The following is a 19,872-nucleotide window of genomic DNA, read 5'->3' on the forward strand; positions in this document are numbered from 1 at the left end:
ATCCATCCTCCTTCCGAAGTTGGTTTGCTAAGTGCTGCTATTGTACCCCTTGAGCTCTTAACAGGCTGTAATGGAGAGATGAACATCCGGCGCTTTTTTGAGGACTTCGAAGGCTTTGATGTCGCGCTCCGCTAGGCGCAACAACCGCCAAGCCTCCTCAAGATGCGGCTTCATAGAGGTCTTTTCCCTGCTTGCGCGCCCAGTACAGCACGGTGCCTGGCACACGGCTGCGCCGCTGGTATTCCGCCTCGGAATAAACGAGGATATCCAACCCTGGGCCCATATCGCCCACCGCTTCGTGCAAACGAATCATTTCGGCGTACCGATCAGACACCTCTGGTTTGATCACCATGATGTCTAGGTCGGAACCCGCGTCGGCATCGCCGCGGCCATAGGAGCCAAACAAGAGTACGCGGCTGGGCTGGGCCGCTGCCACGATACGCCGGACGATCTCTTGCAAGGTTTGATCATCGATCATATTGGCAACTCCATTACCTTCAGGCTCTCAATGCCCCGGTCATCCACGATCTTGACGGCAATGCGCTTGTGCTCGCCCGGTGCGAAGGGCAACGACACCGTACCGCTATAGGCTTTTATGAGGTCCTCGTCAATCTCGGCCTTGAGATTGCGCGCCAGCTTCGCCCAGCCTTCTTTCTCGCCCGCCATCGGGAAGAAGACCTGACGGGGGTAGAGGCAGCGCCCGTCGTAGTCGGTATCGAGCATCCACATGGCAATCTTGTCCTTGCCGCCCGATTCGATGGCCCCGGTCTTGGTGTTGTAGTAGTCGAAACCGTGTACCTCAACCACAAACCAGCCATCTTCGGCTTTGCGCAGCTCCACATCCGGCTGCCCGATGAGCCAGAAGGATTCGTTACTGGCGCGCTTCTTTTTGAGGTCGTCGGTGAGTAGGTCGGCGTTCATTTGGACTTTGAGGAACTGCATGCCGGCCAGCTCTGGCTTCATCTCGTCAATATCTTTTGCTGCTTCGGGGTCAAATTGAAAGGCGGCGAAGATCAGCAGTTTGGGCTGTGGGCTGAGCATCCGCGCCTCTTGCCAGGCATGCTCAACTTGCCGCTGCTCGAGCGGGCCATATTCCGGGCCGAAGGAGACGACCACGCGCATGGGATCGTAGGCTGGCGCCGTCTCGCGCACGGTATTTGCCCCTTCGTCGCTTGGCCGCGTTTCCCCCTCGGCATGGAGCCAGCGGCAACCGGGCAGGGGCTCTAGGCGGGCAAAGCGGATGTATTGCCCGTTCTTGCCGCGAATGCCGGTGCGCAGCAGTTCGTCACGCCATTCGGCCTGGCGCAGGGTCTCGCCGGAGCGGGTAATAGACGTATCGGCAGGTTGCGGCTTCTCCTCCAAAATCTCGTCCACCGACTTGACCGCCGGTGCCGGCACCGCTTCAACCGTAAAGGGGCCGGTGACGCGCACCTTCTTCCTGTCCACAAAGGGCTGGTCGTAGAGCGTCTCCTGCGGCGCATGGCGGGCGATGGCGGCGTCGATCTCCTTTTGGAGGGTGCGGCGGGCTTGATGGAAACGCTCGAAGGGTTCGCGCGCTTTTTCCGGCCAGTCGGCAGGAAACGTAAAGGGCACTTCCCATTCCACCAGCTCGTTGACCTTGACCACCTGGCCAGCGGGCATGGTGAAGGTTGCTTCATCGGGTGCGGCGAAGTCCACGAACTGGCCGGCCCGACCGCCTTGGGTGACCTGGAATTTGACCGGCTGGCCATGAAGCGCAGCGTTCAGCTCAGCAAGGGCCGCTGCCACTGCCGGATGGAGCCGCGCGTAAATGCCGTCGATCTCCGGGTTATTGGCGATGGACTTGAGCGTGACATGGGGCACGGTCTTGTACTTGAAGCCGGAGCCGACGCCCTCCTGCGGGTGCGCCAGTTCGTAGTAGTCGAAAACCGCAGTCATCAGCCGCTGGCGGGCGATTGTGATCGCGACGCGTGAGGTGTCGCAGGTGATCCAGCGCCGGCCCCACTGCTCGGCAACGTAGGCGGTGGTGCCGCTGCCGCAATTGTGCACGACGCACAGCTCCGTGATGAAAGAGTGCGCGTCTTCTACCTCCAGGTCATACAACTCCTCTTCGGTTTCTTGCGTGTGGAGTTCGGCGATGCGCACGGCGACCCGCTGCGGACCAAAGAAGACCCAATCCCCCACAGCCAGGTCCTGCGCTTCCACCCATTCGGCCTTCTCGACGCTGAGCTGAAGTTGGCAGGCGTGTCGAATGGTTTCGTAAACGCCCTCCAGATTGGACAGCACCTCCCTGGCCGGGACGCGCAGCACCTCCAAGCCCAGCTCGCGGAGATAGGCATCGCGGGCCTGATCGTGAGCCAGTGCCTCTTCGCTGCTGTGGGCCAGCACGCCGTCCACCTCGACGACAAGTTGGGCGTCGCGGCTGTAAAAATCTGCTATATACCGACCGATGGGATGCTGGCGTCGGAAGGCGAAACCGGTTTGGTTGTTGCGCAGCGCCGTCCACAGCTTACGCTCCGGCGGGGTCATTTCACGCCGCAGCATTTTGCTTCGCCCGCGCAACCCCCGGGGAATGCCCGACCAGTCGTTATGCCCTCCCAGTGAGCGCGGGCGGCGTTTGGCGAGCACCTTGTGGTCGGCAGAGAGCCAGAGCGTCGCGTCAGTTTTTTCGTGGCGGATGCCGATCATCTTGCCGCGGTACGGCCGGCGGATCACGCGCACGACGCGATGCGGTTGCCCGTCATGCCCCAAAACCCAGTCGCCGGGCTGGATGGATTCGATGGGGCGCAGGATGGCCCTATCCCATTCAGCCCCACCCCGGCCCTCCCCACAAGCGGGGAGGGAGCAGTGTCCCCCCCCATGCGGGGGGACCACAGGGGGGCTGCCTCCTCCATCCTCGGAAAGCAGTGTGGCCCCTCCACAGTTGGCCTCTTCCTGGTTAGCTTCTCCTCTGTCAGCCCCTCCCCAGCCCTCCCCGTAAACGGGGAGGGAGCGTCCCCCGTCCTTCACACACCACACCCGCGTCCCCTTCCGCACACACGTCGGGTCAAACACCAAATCGCCCGGGTCGGTGGTCATCAGGAGGCAGCGCTCTACAACCTTCGTACGCGTTTCAACCACGTATCGTTGCTCAGGATTGAATCCGGCCGTGTCGTCCCAGACCTCAGACAAGACCTTGAGCGGATAATCGTCGATATAATATTTCCATCGAAGTTTGCTGCCATCCTTAGTCACGCGACCCGTGCGTTTCAACGCCTCCATGCCATCGGGGTAGATCAGCTTCCAATGGCTGTTCTTGTTCGGTCTGAAGGTCTCTCCCTTAAATTGGAGCGGCGTATCCTCGCCCGGCGGCCCCGAGCTCTCCAGGCTTACGAGCTGGAAGACCTTTGCTCCCGCTGGCAACAGCGACGGATCGACCATCTCGGCCCGGGTAATCTTTCGCACGGTACCGTCGGGTAGCTCCACATTACTATAGAAGGCATCAGGCAGCTTTTCAGAATACAACTGGCGATATTTCAAATATTTTTTATCCCTGGCATACCAGATTCAGATAATCACTCGTCCGGCCTAACTCGTTGGATACCATGCTGCCGGTTTTAGCGAACGTGATAAGTCGCACAAAATTCCCCGCCCCAAACACTTCATCCATCAAGCAGCGTACCAGATGGACGTTCTCGTCGCCGATCTGCACGAAGATGCTGCCGCTTTCGGTGAGGAGTTCTCGCGCCAGCAGTAGCCGGTCGCGCAGGTAGGTGAGGTAGGAGTGGATGCCTAGCTCCCAGGTGTCGCGGAAGGCGCGGATTTGCTCTGGCTCGCTGGTTAAATCCTCGTCTTTGCCGTCCTTGACGTCGCGCTTGTTGACGAAGGGCTGGAAGTTAGAGCCGTATTTGATGCCGTAGGGCGGGTCGAGGTAGATCATCTGCACTTTGCCCGCCATGCCCTCTTTTTCCAGGAGCGAATTCATCACCAGGAGCGAGTCGCCAGCGATGAGGCGGTTGGTCCAGCCGTGTTTGTGCTGGTAGAACTCGACGGCCTGGCGCAGCGGCTCTCGGCGTTCCTCTTCAAAAAGGCTGAGTTGCTCCGCGCCGCCGCTGCCGTTCCGCTTCTTCACCGCCTCGATGATCGTACGGGGGTCGATGCGCTCGTGGACATGGAGCGAGATCGTCGGCACCGCGAACGAGGTGTGCTCGGCCTTGCCGGCCCAGACCAGTTGCGGGTCGAGGTGAGGATCGTAGGCATAGCGCTTTTTCGTTTGCCCGGCATCCGGGTCAGTCTGGGGCGTCACCAACCCCACAGGTGGATTATTGACACGCTCTTTGTCGCGGTGCTCGTAGGATTCGATTGGGCGTTTGGTGTCGGTTTTCTTGGCTGCCATCCAGTCCTGCCTGTTGGTTTGTCGTGGGCTTAGTGGGAAGGCTAGCTTGAGAGCATGACTCTAGTCAATAATAAGCTCAACTATACTGAAAATAATGTATAATATGTTCAGTACGGATTACTACCAGTTGATCTTTCTGTTTACTTTCGAGTCTGCCAACATGGTAGCCAAAGCAAAGCAGAAAATTGGTAGTAAGACGACACGGAAACTGCGCTTTGGGTATTCTACTCAAAGCTTTGCGGGATACCGCCATTCTGTTTGGAAACAAACAGAATGCTATCGCTGCATAGTTGAACAGTGATGTTCAGCAGTGTTCAGCGTAAATGTATCAGTAACTTTTGATCCAGCCTTGAGCTGTCGCCTAAGCCCTTCTCCCCCAAGCCACCTATCCGTCCAGTGGCGCCCGCAGGGTTTGCACGCCCCGGGGCGACCAGGTTACTGCTCCAACGCGCTCGGCAATGTAGAGGGGCCGCTGCTTTTGCCGAAACCAGGTGGTCACTGCCTCGCCAACAGGGCCGGAGCTGATGCCCGCCTGCACCTGAAAGCGCTCCAGCAAGTCCAGGATCAGCGATCCCCCATCCCACCACAGCCAGTCGATCTGGGCCGGCAGCAAGGGGGATCCGGTCAGCTCCGCCTGGACAGGGGGGCCGGCGGATCCCAAGAGCAGCCAGCGGGATCCCTCGGCCTCCAAGGTCAACACCAAGGGGTTGGTGTGGACGGCCTGCAGCTTCAGCCGCTCCGAGAAGGGGATCCGGTCGGCAGGCCGCAAGACTTGATAGGGGATCCCGGCAGCTTGCACGGCGCTAAGAGAGCGCAGGTAGCTGTCCGAGGCGGCATTGACGCCGCCCCCGTCCCAGAACTGCCCGATGGAGAAAGCTGAAAGCAGGATCTCCCAGCCCCCATTGGCCGAGCCGGCAGAGGTCATGGCCACCGCCCCCTCCAGACGGCGCAGGCCCTGCTGCCGCAAAAAGGGCAACACGGTGCGCTCGGCCAGGCGGGGATCGCCGCTGTTGAGCAAGAGGTGGCGTCCTTCGGCTTGGATGGCCAGGACGGGGAGGCGGCCACTGGCCAAAGCGGTGATCTCGACCGGCGGCCCCGGCCACAGCCTTGGCCCCAAGAGGATGGCGGCCATTATCAGAGCAGTGCCCTGCCAGCGCAAAGCCCGCCGCCAGCGGGGCCAAAAGGTCAAAGCCACCAGCGCCCCGTAGAGAAGTAGACACTGGAGCAGCGAGACCCTGCCGGTGTAGTAGGAGCTCAGGGGCCAGCTGGCCATCCAGCCCACCCAGTTGATCAAAGGCGTGATCAAAAACGTCAAGGGCCGGGCCAGCAGGGATCCCAGCCCCGGCCAGAGCAAGGCCACAAAAGCCACCCCAAACCCCGCCACCAGCAGGGGCACCAAGAGAAGCAGCAGCAGCGGGTTGGCCAGCAGCGAGTAGGTGGGGATGCGGCCAAAGATGGCCACCTGCAGCGGCAGCGTCCAGATCTGGGCGGCCAGCGGAACGGCCAGAGCCGTGGCCACCGCCGGCGGCAAAAAGTCCAGCCGGGATCCAATCGGCCCTGCCCCCACCAGCAGGCCCAGGGTGGCGGCAAAGCTGAGCTGAAACCCCAGATCGGTAATCCACAGCGGCTGGTAGATCAACAGCAAAACCGCCGCCACCAGCAGCGTCCCCAGGGGGTTAAGCCTAACTTTTCCTTCCAGTCTTGGCTCCGTCAACACCAGCATGGCCGCTGCCCCCATCACCGCCGCCCGCAGCACCGAAGGGGTAAAGCCCGTCAAGGCCAGGTAAATCCCCAAGACCGCCAGGAGGATCCCCTGCTGCAGGCGTACCGCCAGCCGCCGCGTTAGGACAAACACCACCCCCACCAGCAGCGACACGTGAAACCCAGAGGCCGCTAGCGCATGGGCCAGGCCAACTTCTCGAAAGGCATCCTGCAAATCAAAATCCAACTGGGCAGCCCGGGATCCCAGCACCAAGGAAGCCAAGAGGTTCCCCTGCCGCTCCCCCAGCCCGGCAATGAACGCCTCCCGCACCCGCCGCCGCAGCACCCAACCTCCCCAGCCCCTTCCCCCCGGCTGGGGGATCACCTCGCGGGCGATGAAGCCGGCAAAAGCCCCCTGCCGCTGCAGATAGGCCTGAAAGTCAAAGCTGCCCGGGTTTAAGGCGGGACTGGGAAGGTAGAGGGATCCCGTCAGGCGCACCCGCTGGTTGGGATGGAGATCCTGGCTTGGGAGAGCCTCAGGGCTGGCAGTGACGTAGAGCTTGCCGCTTACCTGGCGGGCCGTTTGGTTGGCCTCCAGCACCTGCTCCGCCTCCAGCCAAAATTGCCGCCGCTCGCTGCGGGTGGGGCGGGGCTCCGAAAGAACGGTGCCCACCAGGCTCATCTGCCGCTGCGGGGCCAGAAGGCTGATATCCGTCGGGCCGGGAACCGGCTGCTGCCAGCCCAGGTAGGCCCAGGCCAGACACCCCACCAGCCCCATCGCCAGCCAGGTGCGGGCCAAGCGCGGTCGTCGCCGGTACAGCAGCGATCCCGCCAATCCCAAAGCCAGCGGGATCCCCCAGCCCCAGCCGCTCGCCGCCGGCCAGGCCCGCAGCAACAGGCCCAGGATCCAGCCCAGCCCCAGCAGATAGGTTCTCTCCATCCCTCTTCAGCGCTTTTGCCCCCACTGTACTCTCGCGCTCAGGCGGGATCCATGGCGTTGTCTTAACCTTGACCGGTTGCCGACCCCGCAAGACAGAGGCAAACTGCATCCGGCCTAGGGCTGGCGCTCGCCACCAGCCGCATGCTCCCGCCAGATGGGCAACGCACCCTCCAGATCCTTCCTCTTGCAAGTTTAAGAATTGGGAAAGATGGCCCACTGGCTCTTGACGGCGATATCCTAGGGTTTAAGCTACCGAGAGGCGAGGCGGATCGGCCCGCCTCTGGTCAAAGGAGTGAGCGTCTAGCTCAAGGGATCCGCCGCTCTTAAGGAAGCTTAAGCGTTTCTAAAAATGCTCAAAAGGCGCGGACAGAACGTTAGGGATCCCAGAGAATCTTGGCAGGGTCGTTAGGGTGATAGTGGGCTTTGCGAGGTGGGGAAACCGCACATGGACAGCGCTTTGCTGCAAGCAGCTCGCCAGATCTATCAATACCATTTGCAGTATCGACCGGAGGTGCTGGAGCAGCCGCCGCGGGGCGTGGTCATCCATCGCCGTACCCTGCGAGGGGATCTGATCTTTTCTGAGTTTCCCATCCTGCTGCCCCAAGAAACTTTCATTCCGCTGCAGCAGTTGGAGCCGCTCCGCTGAGGCCCTTCTGCCCAAGCCGAGCCTAGGCGCCTACGATAGCAGAGCAAGCCTCTTTTTCTCCCTGTGGACGGCTGCGATGGTGGACTTCCTTGCCAGCACCTGGGAGCTGCGCCTGTTGGTCTGGGTGCTGGTGTTGGTGCTGGGGGCCTGTGTGGGCAGCTTTCTCAATGTGGTGGTCTATCGCCTGCCGCAAGGTCTTTCTCTGCTCCATCCCGGCTCCCATTGTCCCCACTGCAAGACGCCCCTGGGCCCGATGGAGAACATCCCCATTCTGGGCTGGTTCCTGCTGCGGGGCCGCTGCCGCCACTGCGGGGCGCAGATTAGCTGGCGCTACCCTGCCGTTGAAGCCTTGACCATGGGGCTGTTCGGCCTCAGCATCGCCATCTTGGGATTTTCTCCCCGCGGGCTCCTCACCTGTGTCTTGTTGGGCTGGCTGCTGGCGCTGGCCCTGGTTGACCTGGATACGTTTTGGCTGCCGGAGTCGCTCACCCGCTCCGGCCTGCTGGCGGGGCTGCTGGCCCGCCTGGCGCTGCCCTGGCTGGAAGGGTCGGGATCCCTGGCCGCCATGGGCTGGTCACTGGTGGCCGGGATCGCGGGCGCCGTGCTGGGCATCTGGCTGTTGGAAGGCATTGGCTTTGTCGCCCGTTGGGTTTTGCGGCGGGAGGCCATGGGCGGAGGAGATGGTAAGCTGCTGGCCCTGATCGGCATGTGGCTGGGCTGGCAAGGGGTGTTGGTGGCCCTCATCTTGGGCTCTGGGCTTGGTTTGCTGGGCAGCCTGCTGGCCATGGCCGGGGAAAGGGCCCGCCTGGGCAAACCCATCCCCTTCGGCCCCTACTTGGCTCTAGGCGGCGCCGTGGCCGCCTTGGCGGGATCCCCCCTAATCGAGGCCTACCTACGCTGGTCGGGGTTGCTGGGGTAGAACTCCCTCACCCCTCTTCCAGTGGCAACGGCAACGATCGGCAGGGATCCCTTTTGGCCTCTACTCCACCCCCTCGATCCGGTCTTCCACTTCTTGGTACAGCTCCTGCAGGCGCTCGATGTTGGCCTGGGAAGTCTGCCAGTAGCCACGCCCGTGCACCTCCAGCAGGGTGCCGACGATGCGCCGGAAGGAGTGGGGGTTGAGGTTCATCAGGCGCTGCCGCATCGCCTCGTCCTTGATGAAGGTCTCGTTGGTTTCCTCGTAGATCCAGTTGTCCACCGCTCCCGCCGTGGCCGACCAGCCGGAGGTATTCACCAGCCGCTTGGCGATCTCCCGCACCCCTTCGTAGCCGTGCTTGAGCATGCCCTCGTACCACTTGGGGTTGAGCAGCTTGGTGCGAGCATCGAGGCGGATCGTCTCGCTCAGGGTGCGGATCTGGGCGCTGGGCGTGGTGGTATCCGCCATGTAGGCCGAGGGGGCCTTGCCGTCCGGGCGCAGGCTCTGCACCAGCTTGGTGGGATCCGCATCGAAGTAGTGGCTGACATCCGTCAGGCTGATCTCCGACGAATCCAGATTCTGGAAGGTCACGTCCACCGTCTTCAGGCTGGCCTCAAACAGCTGCCGCATCTGCTGGTTGGGCAGATTGGATCCGAAGGCAAAGGACTTACGCGAGAGGTACATCTCCCGCAGCTCGCTCTCGTCCTCCCAGGAGCTGTTTTCCACCGCCAGGTTGATGTTGGCCGAGTAGGAGCCAGAAGCGTTGGAAAAGACCCGCGTTGCCGCCTGCTCCAGCGTCAGCCCCAGCTCCTTGGCCTGCTGCAGAGCGTGCTTGCGCACATAGTTCAGCTCCAGCGGCTCATCGGCCAGGGCCGCCAGCTTTACCGCCCGGTCGAGGAGGGCCATTTGGTTGACAAAGAGATCCCGGAACACGCCGGAGCAGTTGACCACCACGTCAATGCGGGGCCGCCCCAGCTCCTCCAAGGGGATCAGCTCCACCTTGTTCACCCGCCCCAGGGCATCCGGCTGGGGACGCACCCCCAGCAAACACAGCACCTGCGCCAGCGACTCGCCGTAGGTCTTGATGTTGTCCGTGCCCCAGAGCACCACCGAGATGGTTTCCGGGTACCTGCCGCCGTTGGCGCTCAGCTCGCGGGCCAGCAGCCGCTCCACCACCATCTCCGCCGACTTAATGGCCGCTGCCGTGGGGATAGACTGGGGATCCAAGGCGTGGATGTTGCGCCCCGTCGGCAACACAGCGGGGTTGCGGATGGGATCCCCGCCCGGCCCCGGCAGGATGTACTCCCCTTCCAAAGCGCGAAGCAGGGATCCCAGCTCACAATCGGCCGTGATTTGCTTGAGGCACTCTTCCAGAAACTCAAACAAAGGCTTGAGCAGGTCTGGATCCACCTGCGGATAGCCCGCCTCCTTCAGGGCCACCAGCCAGGGCGCCTGCCGTCCCATGTTGAAGAAATTGAGCTTGGCCACCCGCGAGACCCGCCCCTGGGCGTCGGTTTGCTCCTGCACCAGGGCCGCCACCGCCTTGTGGCAGGCCTTGTTGATGCGATCCAGCAGCTCTGTATCCGCCAGGTGCCCCCGATCCCGGTTGCGGTAGAGCTCGTCGATGTCTCGGCCCAGGCTCTGGGCGAGGATGCGCGGCAGGCCGAGGATCCCTTCTTCCGGGCGGTCGATGCTGGCGATGCTCACCAGGGTAGCGATGGCCTCCTCCGCCGTGGGGGGCGCCCCGATCACATGCAGGCCACAGGGCAACAGCCGCGACTCGATCTCCATCAGCTTGGCGTAGAGCTTGCCCACCACCGTGTCCCGCTCTTCCAGGGTGAGCTGGGCCGCATCCACCTGGGGCAGCTCCACATCCTTGTCCAGGTTGACCAGGCGCGCCTTGTCGCAGATGGCATTGACAATCTGAATGCCGCGTCCTCCTTCCCGCAGGCTTTGGTAAGAGCCGATCAACTCCCGCAGCTCCTGCAGCCCCTTGTAGAGGCCGGCGTTTTCTGCCGGCGGCGTCAGGTAGCTGATGGTGCAAGCATAGCCGCGCCGCTTGGCGATGGTGGCCTCGCTGGGGTTGTTGGCGGCGTAGTAGTACAAGTTGGGCAGGGATCCGATCAAATTGTCCGGGTAGCACTCGCCCGACATGCCGATCTGCTTGCCCGGCATGAACTCCAAAGAGCCATGGGTGCCAAAGTGGATGACCACGTCGGCCTTCCAAACCTTTTCCAGGTAGGTGTAGTAGGCGGCAAAGCCGTGGTGGGGGCTGGCCGATCTCGAAAAGAGCAGCCGCATGGGATCCCCTTCGTAGCCAAAGGTGGGCTGCACCCCGATGAACAGGTTGCCAAAGTGTTTGCCGTAAATCAGCAGATTTTGCCCATCGGTATTCAGGTGCCCCGGCGCCGGCCCCCAGTATTTCTCAATGGCTTTGACATAGGGCGTCAGGGCCTCATATTCCCGCACCGACAGCTTGGCCGCCACGTTCAGCTCCGGGCTGGCGTACTGGGCCTGGGGATCGTGCAGGATGGACTCCATCAGCTCCTGCGGCGTTTTGGGCAGCTCTGGCCCCAGGTCATAGCCGTTGTGGGCCAGCGCCTGCATCACCCGGTGAATAGAGGCAAATACATCCAAGTAGGCTGCTGTCCCCACATTGCCCTTGTCCGGCGGGAAGCTGAAAACGGTGATGGCGATCTTCTTCTCCAGCTTGGGCTTACGTCGCAGGTTGGCCCACTTAATCGCCCGCGCCGCGATCAACTCAATCCGATCCTGCATGGCATGGGCTTTGCCGGTGGCCGCGTCCCGCCCTGAGAGGATGATGGGATCAATGGCCCCGTCCAGCTCGGGAATGGCAATCTGCAGAGCCACCTGCACCGGGTGCAGCCCCAGGTCGCTGGCAGCCCATTCCTCCGTCGATTGAAACACCAAGGGCAGCGCCACCATGTAGGGACGATTCAGCCGTTGCAGCGCTTCCACCGCCTTGGGGTGATCCTGCCGCGCCGGCCCGCCCACCAGGGCAAACCCGGTTAGCGACACCACCACATCCACAATTGGCGCCGTCTTCTGCTCGTTCCAGAAAAACTCGTTCACCGGCTTGGAAAAGTCCAAGCCGCCGGCAAACACTGGCACCACCCGCGCCCCGCGCGACTCCAGCTCCTGCACCATGGCCACGTAGTGGGCATCGTCCCCCGTCACCAGGTGGGTGCGCTGCAGCACCAGACCCACGCAGGGGGCCAAGGGATCCTTCACCTCCTCTGGCAGATCCTCGCGGGCGTTGTACCAATCCCAATACTCCGCCAGGCTGGCAAACATCTGCGGCGCCAGCGGGTGCCAAATGCCCATTTCCAGATAGGTGACCGGCTCGGCAAACTTGACCTGATCCCGCATCCCCGGCAGGTAGCGATCCGCCAGCATCAGCAAAAAGTTCTCCAGGTTCTCGCGGGATCCGCCCAGCCAGTACTGGAAGCTAAGCATGAAGTTGCGGGCATCCTGGGCCTTGTCAAAGGGCAGGTACTTCAGCACCTTGGGCAGCGTCTGCAACAGCTTCAGCATCCCCTCCTGGAAGTTGGATCCCTGCTGGCGCTTGCGCATGAACTGGGCGATGGCGCTCTTGGACTGGCCCAGTTGCGCCATAGAAAAGGATCCCAGCTTATTCAGGCGCATCACCTCCGGCATGGAGGGGAACACCACCACCGCATCCAACCGCTCCCGCAGGGGTTCTACCGCCTGCACCACCTTCTGGGCAATGTCCTCGATGAAGATCAAGGATCCAATAAAGACATTGGCCGTTTCCAGATCCCGCCGAAAAGCCTCATACCCCGAGGGATCCCGCAGCTCCTCCACCAAGTAGCCAGACAGCTCCACCGCCAGCTTGGGGTTGCGGGCGTTGATGCGCTGCACCGCTGCTGTCAGAGCACTCTGATACTGCGGCTCCAACACCACGTACACCACCTTCATCAGTCGGCGCCCCCCTAGCTCGTCAGGGGCCACGTGGCGGGTGATGGGCTTAACCAGAGTAAACATGCGGTCGCTCTCCCTTGTGCAATGCAAAAATTGGGTAAACCGGGGAAAGGATTCTGTCCCGCTGACGCGAAAGGACTCCGTCCCGCTGACGCGATAGGCAGGATCCCCTATTGTCTGTTTCCCGTTCTACCAGAGAAACGGATCCCTGCCGGGGGTATGACGGCAAGGTCGTAACAATTCGCAATGATCGCTGAGGTACTGTAAAGGGGAAGAGGATCCCTTCCCCAGAGAGCGTCCCCTTCTAAGGATCCAATGGACTTCTCACCCCGCGCCCGCCTTTATTCAGCACATGGGTGTAAATCATGGTGGTTTTGACATCTTTGTGGCCCAACAATTCTTGGACGGTGCGGATGTCGTAGCTGTTTTGCAGGAGATGAGTGGCAAAACTATGGCGGAAGGTGTGGCAAGTAAACTACCCGACTCCGTACCGCTTTAGCGATACAGAGTAGGCTTTTAGTAGCCCTGGGCCTGCTCTGCTCTACCAGAGAACAAAACAGGCCCGAACCTCTAGGCTGGTTTACAGCAGCCCCAATCGACCGTTACCAGTGCCTTAAATAACCGTTTCTGGTGCCCGCAATGTTATTGTAGCACAAGGCAAGTGAAGTCGCACATTCCTCCCGACACTGACTTTATGAGTACAGTGCGAGGCTCCTGCGATTTCTAGCTGACTTGCTCCAGGAGCTTTCTGGGTCTAGGTATAGGTGTGTTAATGCTCATTCAGCCAGATAAAAACCCTTTGGAGGTAATTATCGCTCAAAATGTTGACTATACAGACAAATTAGGGCAGCATTACACTAGGCGATGGACTAGGCGATGGAAAAGTCTGCTTCTTAGGTGATTATCAGTCATCTAGCTGCAGAAACACATGTTAGCCGCCTTGAGACAGGTCTGACACCAGCGTAAATGTCAAAGCAAACTCTGGCATTTGTCTGCGAGAAGAAAGATAGGAGAAGAGCATCAGTGAATAACGAAGAAAAGAAAGAGCTTTTCACCCATAAAATTGTGGCAGGCAGTCGCACCTATTTTTTTGATGTAAAAGAAGCCAAAGATGGAACTAAATATCTGGTCATTAGTGAGTCACGGCAGACGGGTACAAGTTACGATCACAGCAGGGTGATGATTTTTGAAGAGCATTTGGAAATGTTCACCGAAGGCTTGCAGAAAGCATTGCAGTTTTTGGGTGTCAAGAGCAAAACATACAATCTCGATAACATAAGGCAAAAGTATCCAAAGGCCTACGAACGGTGGACATCTGACGAAGATGAGCGATTGAAGACAAAATATCATGAAGGAATTGGCATCGTCGAATTGGCAACATTCTTTCAAAGGCAGCCAAGTGCAATTCGTTCCCGATTAGCAAAGTTGGGTTTATTGTCAGCACGAGAAGATCAGAAGTGAATTCCAGGAAGTAAGCGGCGGCTAACACGCGCATGCACCCGACAGGCTTCGCCTCGCTGCGCTCGGCTCGCCTGCGGGTGATGCGCAAACCGTTATGTTGCCAGCCCTAATCAAGACTCGTTGCTAAAGAAAGGGATTCCATTGACATGACAAGTCAAGATTCTAAAACTCTTGTCATCGATACCTTGTCCTCTCAATTAGCACGAGTGAAGCAAACTGATGGATCTCATTGTATGAAAGCTCAACCATTTAAGCTCGCACAGTTTTTTCTAATACTGTTATCGCTGCTCCTATTTGTGGGTTGTGGCAGTGGATCTCGGACTGCTTCGACTATTAACTCGGATCCATCACTGTCCATCATTAGGGTAGAACGGTCACAGCCAGGTGATCCCGTCGATTGCAGTACCTGTTGTCGTCGATGTGTGACGGGTAAAGCCTGTGGCAATAGCTGCATCAACGTCAACTTGAAGTGCCATCAACCGCCGGGATGTGCCTGCAATAAGGTAGAAGATAGCTGTTATCTGCCTGAAGGTAGAAGATAGCTGTTATCTGCCTGCCCTGGATCCCTGTGCCCCATCCGTAGAGCGATCCCTATCCTCAGCGGATCCAGCTTTCTACACCGCCAGTTGTCCGTCTGCCGACTGTGTTGCTAATAACAATTTGGGTGACATTGCTGATAGCTTCATTAGCAAATGCCGAAAAGCATCAATCAGACAAGAATTTCCAGGAGAGCTTTTGAACGAAACACTTGGCAACATAAAGGCGGGAAATGCCGCAAACTACAAGAAAGCGTGGAAGCTGTTAAATGATCGCGGATTTTTGAAATAGTTGGAGAATCAGAATGGATCGTCAAGACATAAACGTTTATATCGCTGTGTTAGTTTATGAATCTTCATCATCATCGCCAGACTATAAAACTCTTTTTGAAGAGAGTTTTATGCTAATAAAGGCTAGTTCTCTAGAAGAAGCAAATCAGAAAGCCCAGGAATATGCAAACGCTCATACATGTACATTTAATAATGAAGTAGGTGACTCAATAACGTGGAAGTTAAAGTATATTGTTGATGTGAGTTGAATTGAATTGAACTGAATCAAGTTTTGTATGATGTCGATCTTGATGGAGCAGAAATTTATGCTCGACATTTTCGTAATTATCAAGCATATAAAGAGTTTGAACCACTTTTGTCAGGTGAAGAACTATAGTTTGGCTTTCCTATGCTCAATTCTAATGGTCTCAATTCAATGTACTCAATACAATAAGCAAAAAAATGGATCCCTCAACCAAGCTCAGAAATCTCGATATAGCGCGAGCCTCATCCCAAATCATTGTCATTATGTTGCCAGCCTTGGTAGAAAGTCAGTGATTGGGTAGGGATCCCTGGGGGCTGGTCACTGAGGATCCTGATACCTTTAGGGAGGGAGAGTCACTCAACATAACAAGTCACTGCACCCGACCTTGGGATAGGTTATTGGCTGGGATCCCGGATTTGGGGTGGCGGGTGAGTTAAGGCGTTAGCCAGCGCGACTTAATCTCAAGTGTAATAATATCCAACATCGAGGAGTTGGAAAGATGAACACAGTGATTACCATTCCTCTGGATGCAGATACAGCGAGACTTTACAGTCAAATTCCTGCTGACCTGCAAAGAAAGTTTTAGTTGTTACTTAACCTTTGGCTGCGCGACCTCATCGTACCACCGCGTCCCCTTCAGGTTGTCATAGATGAAGTCAGCCAAAAAGCACAGGAGCGTGGCTTAACTCCTGAGATACTGGAATCTCTGCTGAATGTCGAATGAACCATGCTTTGTTTTTGATACCAATGTTGTTATCAGTGCGCTCCTGTTGAGATGTCCTGTCACTCGTCAAGTCTTTGACAGGGCAACACAGAGAGGCAAATTGCTTATCTCACGTGTGACCGTTGAAGAATTGAGCGATGTCCTGCGGCGCAAAGGATTTGAAAGGTATATAACCGAGGAAGAACGGATGGAGTTCTTGAGCACTTTTGTTAGAGATGGCGTCTTGGTGGAGATTGTAGAGCGCGTGGCGACGTGTCGTGATCCCAAAGACGACAAGTTTCTTGAACTGGCTGTTAATGGCAAGGCAAGATGTGCGTGCCGTTAGATGTACCCAGAGACAAGATGATGAGCAAGCTCAAATGCCCTCATTGCGGAAACCCAGGGATCCCTGTCCTCTGCAAGGTGTGCCTCGGCTCAACTGTGCCTGCGACCTGCAAAGCGTTATGAATCTTTGTTTGAGTCGTAATTGAGAGGAAATAGGTGAGCTATAATTCCTAATGGACTTTTCTTTTCATTGCAGGTTGGGTAATGCAAAAACAGGAAGTCCTTACATTACTGACAAATCACCAGAACACTCTGAAGGACTTTGGCGTAAAGTCTCTAATGCTCTTTGGTTCAGTAGCAAGGGATGAAGCGCAAACAGACAGTGATATCGATCTGCTAGTAGAGCTTGACCGTCCAGTTGGATTGTTCACTTTTGTACGCTTGAAACGATATCTAGAGGAAATTTTAGAGAGTCCGGTTGATCTAGGTACGCCTGACTCCCTCAAGCCCTATCTGCAAGAATCCGTTCTCCGGGAGGTGGTTCGTGCCTTCTAGAGATTGGCAGAACAGAGTAAGATCGGAAATAGAGGCAATTAAGTTAGATGAGGATCCCTCTGGGCCAGGATATATGGTTGTTTCAGACTGCAGGAAAGCAACTTGGGGATCCCAGGTTCCCCTAGTCTGCTTTGGGAGACAGACAAGGGGTATGTTTGTGTTGGCCGGTTAGAGATCGAAGGCAGGGCAAATGTCCCAAACTTGTTCGGAATGACTATCGCAAACGGAGCTATTGTACTGGCTACCGTCTCATCGCCATTTGAATTGACTATAAGTAAACACACAAGCTCTCAAGCACGGGGGGGCAACGGTGGGCATTGGATCCCGGGAACCAGGGATTCCAGCAAGCCGCTACAGGCATCCCAGAGCAGCTCGATCACGTAATGGAATCCAGCCTCACCCCCGTAGTAGGGATCCGGAACTTCTTCGTCAGAATGAGAGCGGCAATAGCTGCACATCAGGCGCACTTTCTCGGCATATTTTCCCTGGGGATCCAAGCTGAGAATGTCGCGGTAATTTTGTCGATCCATGGCCAGGATCAGATCGAACTCGCGCAGGTCGGCGGGTTGGATCTGGCGGGCCTTGCCCTGCAGCTCCAGGCCATAGCATCGGGCTGCTTGTTGCATGCGCCTATCTGGGGGGCTGCCGATGTGATAGGCTGCCGCCAACCTGTGCTTAAGAAAGTCAGCAGAACCTTGGGGCTTTGCCTTCAGGAACTGTCTAGAGGCGCTTTGACAACGCCGTTACGGGTTCTTTTGTGGACTGCGTAAGAATCCCCTGGGTGGGAGTGTCAAGACAAAAGGGATCCCTGCCAAGCCGCCTTATTCCAAGCAAGTTCTGGGCGAGATCAAGGCACCTACAAAAAAGGATGAGACCCATACCGCTACGCCATCCATCTCCAAAGCGGTTTCGAGCCCAGCCAGCTAGCTGAGCTTTTGAATGGGCGCGATGCGGGGATCCAAGATTTTCTGCTGGCCGATGGCGGGAAACCTCACCGCCAGGGTGATCCGTTCGCCGCTGCCGAACACGTGGGTAATTTGCCCCTGTCCGAATTGGGGATGTTGCAGGCGATCCCCAACGGCCCACTGGGAGGAACGGCCTTGGCGGCGAGCAGCCTTTGCTTTGGGCGTGGCCGCAGCCGTGTTGTCGGCGGAGAACGAAAGCCCCCTGCCTTTTTCCCATTGGATCAGCTCTTGGGGCAGCTCACTCAAAAATAGGGAAGGGATGGCGGGCTCGCGGTTGCCGTAGAGCCGCCGCTCGCTGGCGTGGCAGACAAACAATTGCTCGCGGGCGCGGGTGATGCCCACGTAGCAGAGGCGCCGTTCTTCTTCCAGCGCGGCAGGATCCTCCAAAGCGCGAAAATTGGGAAACAGGCCTTGTTCCAACCCCACCAAAAACACCACCGGGAACTCCAGCCCTTTGGAAGCATGCAACGTCATTAGCGAAACTTTCTCAGCTCCCTCCTGAAGGGTGTCCAAATCGGAAGCTAAAGACACATTGCTCAAGAAAGCCTCGAGGCTGGGATCCTCCTGTTCTTCTTCAAATTGGCGGGCGGCATTGTAGAGTTCCATCACGTTGGCGATCCTTTCCTCGGCCTCTTCTGTGCCCTGGGCCTTGAGATCTTCCAGATAGCCGCAATCCCGCAGCAGCCCCTCCAGAAGGGCGGCAGCCGAAACCTGGGCCATCTGTCTGTGCCAATGCTGGATAAGCTGGGCAAACTGGAGAACCGGCTTGGCCGAACGCCCCAGCAGGTTGGTAACAGAGGCCTCGTCGCTGAGGATAGTCCACAGGGGCACATTTAAGGCAGCCGCCGCTTCGCTTAGCTTGTCCAGAGTGGACTTGCCGATGCCCCGCCGCGGCACATTGATAATGCGCAACAGGCTAAAAGAATCGGCAGGGTTGAGCACAACCCGCAAATAGGCCAGCACATCCTTAATCTCTTTGCGATCGTAAAATCGCAGCCCCCCCACCACTGTGTAAGGGATCCCCCACCGCAGCAAAACCTCTTCAAAAGGGCGAGATTGGGCATTGGTGCGGTAGAGAATGGCAAAATCTCCCCAGGAAGAGTTGGGATTTTGGCTGTGTAATCGCCGGATGGTATTGACCACAAACTCGGCCTCGGCCATTTCGTCCTCCGCCTGGTAGCAAACGATGGGATGGCCGGGGGGGCGAGTTGGCCGGAGAATTTTATCGATGCGCTCGGTGTTTTTCTCAATCAGGACGTTAGCCGCCTGCAAAATCGTGGCGGTGGAGCGATAGTTTTCTTCCAATTTGATCAGGGTGCGGGTATCGTCGTCCGGCAGGCCATCGCCAAAGGTCTCTTGAAACTCCAGCAAAATGGTGAAATCGGCCCCCCGAAAGCGATAGATGCTTTGATCTGCATCGCCCACCACAAAGAGGGAGCGATTGGTCCAGTCCCACTCGGAGCGGCGGGTCTCGCCGTTGGTGGCCAGGAGCCGGATCAGCTCGTACTGGGTGCGGTTGGTATCTTGGTATTCGTCCACCAAGATGTGCCGAAAGCGCTGGTGCCAGTAGGCCAAAACCTGCTCATTTTGGCGGAAAAGTTGCACCGGGATCCAAATTAAGTTGTCGAAATCGAGGGCATTATTGGCCGCCAGTTGATCTTCGTAGAGCTCGTAAACCTGAGCCAGGATGCGACCTCGGAAATTGGGCTGGTGGCGCTCCAGATCGGCAGGGGTCCAACCTTGATTTTTGGCATTGCTAATGGCATAGCGCACCGATCTTGGATCGAACTTGCGCTCATCTAAGTTGAGTTGCTTAGTTACAATCTCTTTAACCAGGGATTGGGCGTCCGATTCATCGAAAATCGAGAAGTTGCGAGTCCACTTTCGTCCCTTGGGATCCTGATATTTTTCGATCTCCAGGCGCAGGATCTGGGCAAATAAGCTGTGGAAAGTGCCGATCCAAAGGGGTTTAATCAGCCGATGGTAAACGCTGGATTTCAGCCGGGTGACTTGGGCCGGCTCCAATTCCTCTAAGGGGATCCCAAATTGTTCTTGAGCTTCTTGTTCGGCAAAGAGCTGCTCAATGCGCTCTTTCATCTCACGGGCGGCCTTGTTGGTGAAGGTCACGGCCAAAATTTCTCCTGGATCCACCCGATAGTGGCGAACCAGGTAGGCAATGCGGTGGGTGAGGGCGCGCGTCTTGCCGGAACCTGCCCCCGCCACCACCAGCAGCGGGCCACAAAAGTGTTGCACCGCTTGCCGTTGAGAAGGGTTGAGGGCATCCAGCAAAGAGGCGTGAGTCATGGCCAGCA

Annotated in this window: 12 protein-coding genes and 2 pseudogenes; 6 read left to right on the forward strand and 8 right to left on the reverse strand. The window is 57.9% G+C overall.

Annotated elements, in window-relative coordinates; translation table 11 throughout:
- Positions 1–157: 157 nt before the first annotated feature.
- The 4 genes from GG26_RS09890 to GG26_RS09905 all read right to left on the reverse strand — a co-directional run bounded on the left by GG26_RS09890 (position 158) and on the right by GG26_RS09905 (position 6,995).
- Positions 158–478 (reverse strand): nucleotidyltransferase domain-containing protein, encoded by a 321-nt coding sequence (locus GG26_RS09890; RefSeq protein ID WP_011430170.1) that lies wholly within the window; start codon positions 476–478, stop codon positions 158–160.
- The gene (locus GG26_RS09895; protein WP_414390311.1) at positions 475–3,498 is read right to left on the reverse strand and encodes a DUF559 domain-containing protein; all 3,024 of its coding nucleotides are present in this window, start codon (positions 3,496–3,498) and stop codon (positions 475–477) included. The genes GG26_RS09890 and GG26_RS09895 overlap by 4 nt, the downstream gene beginning before the upstream one ends.
- 7 nt (positions 3,499–3,505) lie before the next feature.
- On the reverse strand, positions 3,506–4,354 hold the full coding sequence (locus GG26_RS09900) for a DNA methyltransferase (protein ID WP_206336851.1): 849 nt from the start codon (positions 4,352–4,354) through the stop codon (positions 3,506–3,508).
- Positions 4,355–4,739: 385 nt separating this feature from the next.
- Positions 4,740–6,995 carry a ComEC/Rec2 family competence protein gene (locus GG26_RS09905; RefSeq protein ID WP_414390314.1) on the reverse strand — a complete coding sequence of 752 codons (2,256 nt, stop codon included), beginning with the start codon at positions 6,993–6,995 and terminating at the stop codon, positions 4,740–4,742.
- A 445-nt stretch (positions 6,996–7,440) separates the two neighbouring features.
- Between GG26_RS09905 and GG26_RS09910 the strand changes: the two genes are divergently transcribed.
- Positions 7,441–7,641, forward strand: a complete 201-nt coding sequence (locus GG26_RS09910; RefSeq protein ID WP_041438278.1) for a hypothetical protein — start codon at positions 7,441–7,443, stop codon at positions 7,639–7,641.
- A gap of 76 nt (positions 7,642–7,717) precedes the next feature.
- Positions 7,718–8,560 carry a prepilin peptidase gene (locus tag GG26_RS09915; protein ID WP_414390317.1) on the forward strand — a complete coding sequence of 281 codons (843 nt, stop codon included), beginning with the start codon at positions 7,718–7,720 and terminating at the stop codon, positions 8,558–8,560.
- 60 nt (positions 8,561–8,620) lie between these two features.
- Here the strand turns inward: GG26_RS09915 and GG26_RS09920 are convergent, their stop codons facing one another.
- Both GG26_RS09920 and GG26_RS09925 read right to left on the reverse strand, forming a co-directional pair.
- Positions 8,621–12,583: a magnesium chelatase subunit H gene (locus GG26_RS09920; RefSeq protein WP_414390320.1), complete on the reverse strand. Its 3,963-nt coding sequence runs from the start codon at positions 12,581–12,583 to the stop codon at positions 8,621–8,623.
- A 241-nt stretch (positions 12,584–12,824) separates the two neighbouring features.
- A pseudogene (locus tag GG26_RS09925) lies at positions 12,825–12,992 on the reverse strand (tyrosine-type recombinase/integrase); the annotation flags it as partial.
- Positions 12,993–13,486: 494 nt separating this feature from the next.
- Between GG26_RS09925 and GG26_RS09930 the strand changes: the two are divergent.
- From GG26_RS09930 to GG26_RS09945, 4 genes are all read left to right on the forward strand, one after another.
- A complete protein-coding gene (locus tag GG26_RS09930) occupies positions 13,487–13,981 on the forward strand; it encodes a DUF3276 family protein (RefSeq protein WP_414390323.1) in 495 nt (164 codons plus the stop codon).
- Between the two features lie 841 nt (positions 13,982–14,822).
- Positions 14,823–15,056: a DUF4288 domain-containing protein gene (locus GG26_RS09935; protein ID WP_414390325.1), complete on the forward strand. Its 234-nt coding sequence runs from the start codon at positions 14,823–14,825 to the stop codon at positions 15,054–15,056.
- Between the two features lie 709 nt (positions 15,057–15,765).
- Entirely contained in the window at positions 15,766–16,101 is a 336-nt protein-coding gene (locus GG26_RS09940; protein ID WP_414390327.1) for a putative toxin-antitoxin system toxin component, PIN family, read from the forward strand.
- 203 nt (positions 16,102–16,304) lie between these two features.
- Positions 16,305–16,595 (forward strand): nucleotidyltransferase family protein, encoded by a 291-nt coding sequence (locus GG26_RS09945; RefSeq protein WP_414390329.1) that lies wholly within the window; start codon positions 16,305–16,307, stop codon positions 16,593–16,595.
- 290 nt (positions 16,596–16,885) lie between these two features.
- Here GG26_RS09945 and GG26_RS09950 read toward each other — a convergent pair.
- Positions 16,886–17,257: pseudogene (locus GG26_RS09950) on the reverse strand (low molecular weight protein-tyrosine-phosphatase); the annotation flags it as partial.
- A gap of 261 nt (positions 17,258–17,518) precedes the next feature.
- Positions 17,519–19,864: a DNA helicase PcrA gene (pcrA, locus tag GG26_RS09955; RefSeq protein WP_414390331.1), complete on the reverse strand. Its 2,346-nt coding sequence runs from the start codon at positions 19,862–19,864 to the stop codon at positions 17,519–17,521.
- Positions 19,865–19,872: the final 8 nt, after the last annotated feature.

It is taken from the genome of Synechococcus sp. 'PEA 65AY6A-5F PE A', assembly GCF_047462575.1.
In the GTDB taxonomy this organism is placed as follows: Bacteria; Cyanobacteriota; Cyanobacteriia; order Thermostichales; family Thermostichaceae; genus Thermostichus.

Coding starts and splice junctions, on each gene's coding strand:
- GG26_RS09890 (WP_011430170.1), bottom strand. CDS start 478: ATGATCGATGATCAAACCTTGCAAGAGATCGTCCGGCGTATCGTGGCA.
- GG26_RS09900 (WP_206336851.1), bottom strand. CDS start 4,354: ATGGCAGCCAAGAAAACCGACACCAAACGCCCAATCGAATCCTACGAG.
- GG26_RS09905 (WP_414390314.1), bottom strand. CDS start 6,995: ATGGAGAGAACCTATCTGCTGGGGCTGGGCTGGATCCTGGGCCTGTTG.
- GG26_RS09910 (WP_041438278.1), top strand. CDS start 7,441: ATGGACAGCGCTTTGCTGCAAGCAGCTCGCCAGATCTATCAATACCAT.
- GG26_RS09915 (WP_414390317.1), top strand. CDS start 7,718: ATGGTGGACTTCCTTGCCAGCACCTGGGAGCTGCGCCTGTTGGTCTGG.
- GG26_RS09920 (WP_414390320.1), bottom strand. CDS start 12,583: ATGTTTACTCTGGTTAAGCCCATCACCCGCCACGTGGCCCCTGACGAG.
- GG26_RS09930 (WP_414390323.1), top strand. CDS start 13,487: ATGTCAAAGCAAACTCTGGCATTTGTCTGCGAGAAGAAAGATAGGAGA.
- GG26_RS09935 (WP_414390325.1), top strand. CDS start 14,823: ATGGATCGTCAAGACATAAACGTTTATATCGCTGTGTTAGTTTATGAA.
- GG26_RS09940 (WP_414390327.1), top strand. CDS start 15,766: ATGTCGAATGAACCATGCTTTGTTTTTGATACCAATGTTGTTATCAGT.
- GG26_RS09945 (WP_414390329.1), top strand. CDS start 16,305: ATGCAAAAACAGGAAGTCCTTACATTACTGACAAATCACCAGAACACT.
- pcrA (WP_414390331.1), bottom strand. CDS start 19,864: ATGACTCACGCCTCTTTGCTGGATGCCCTCAACCCTTCTCAACGGCAA.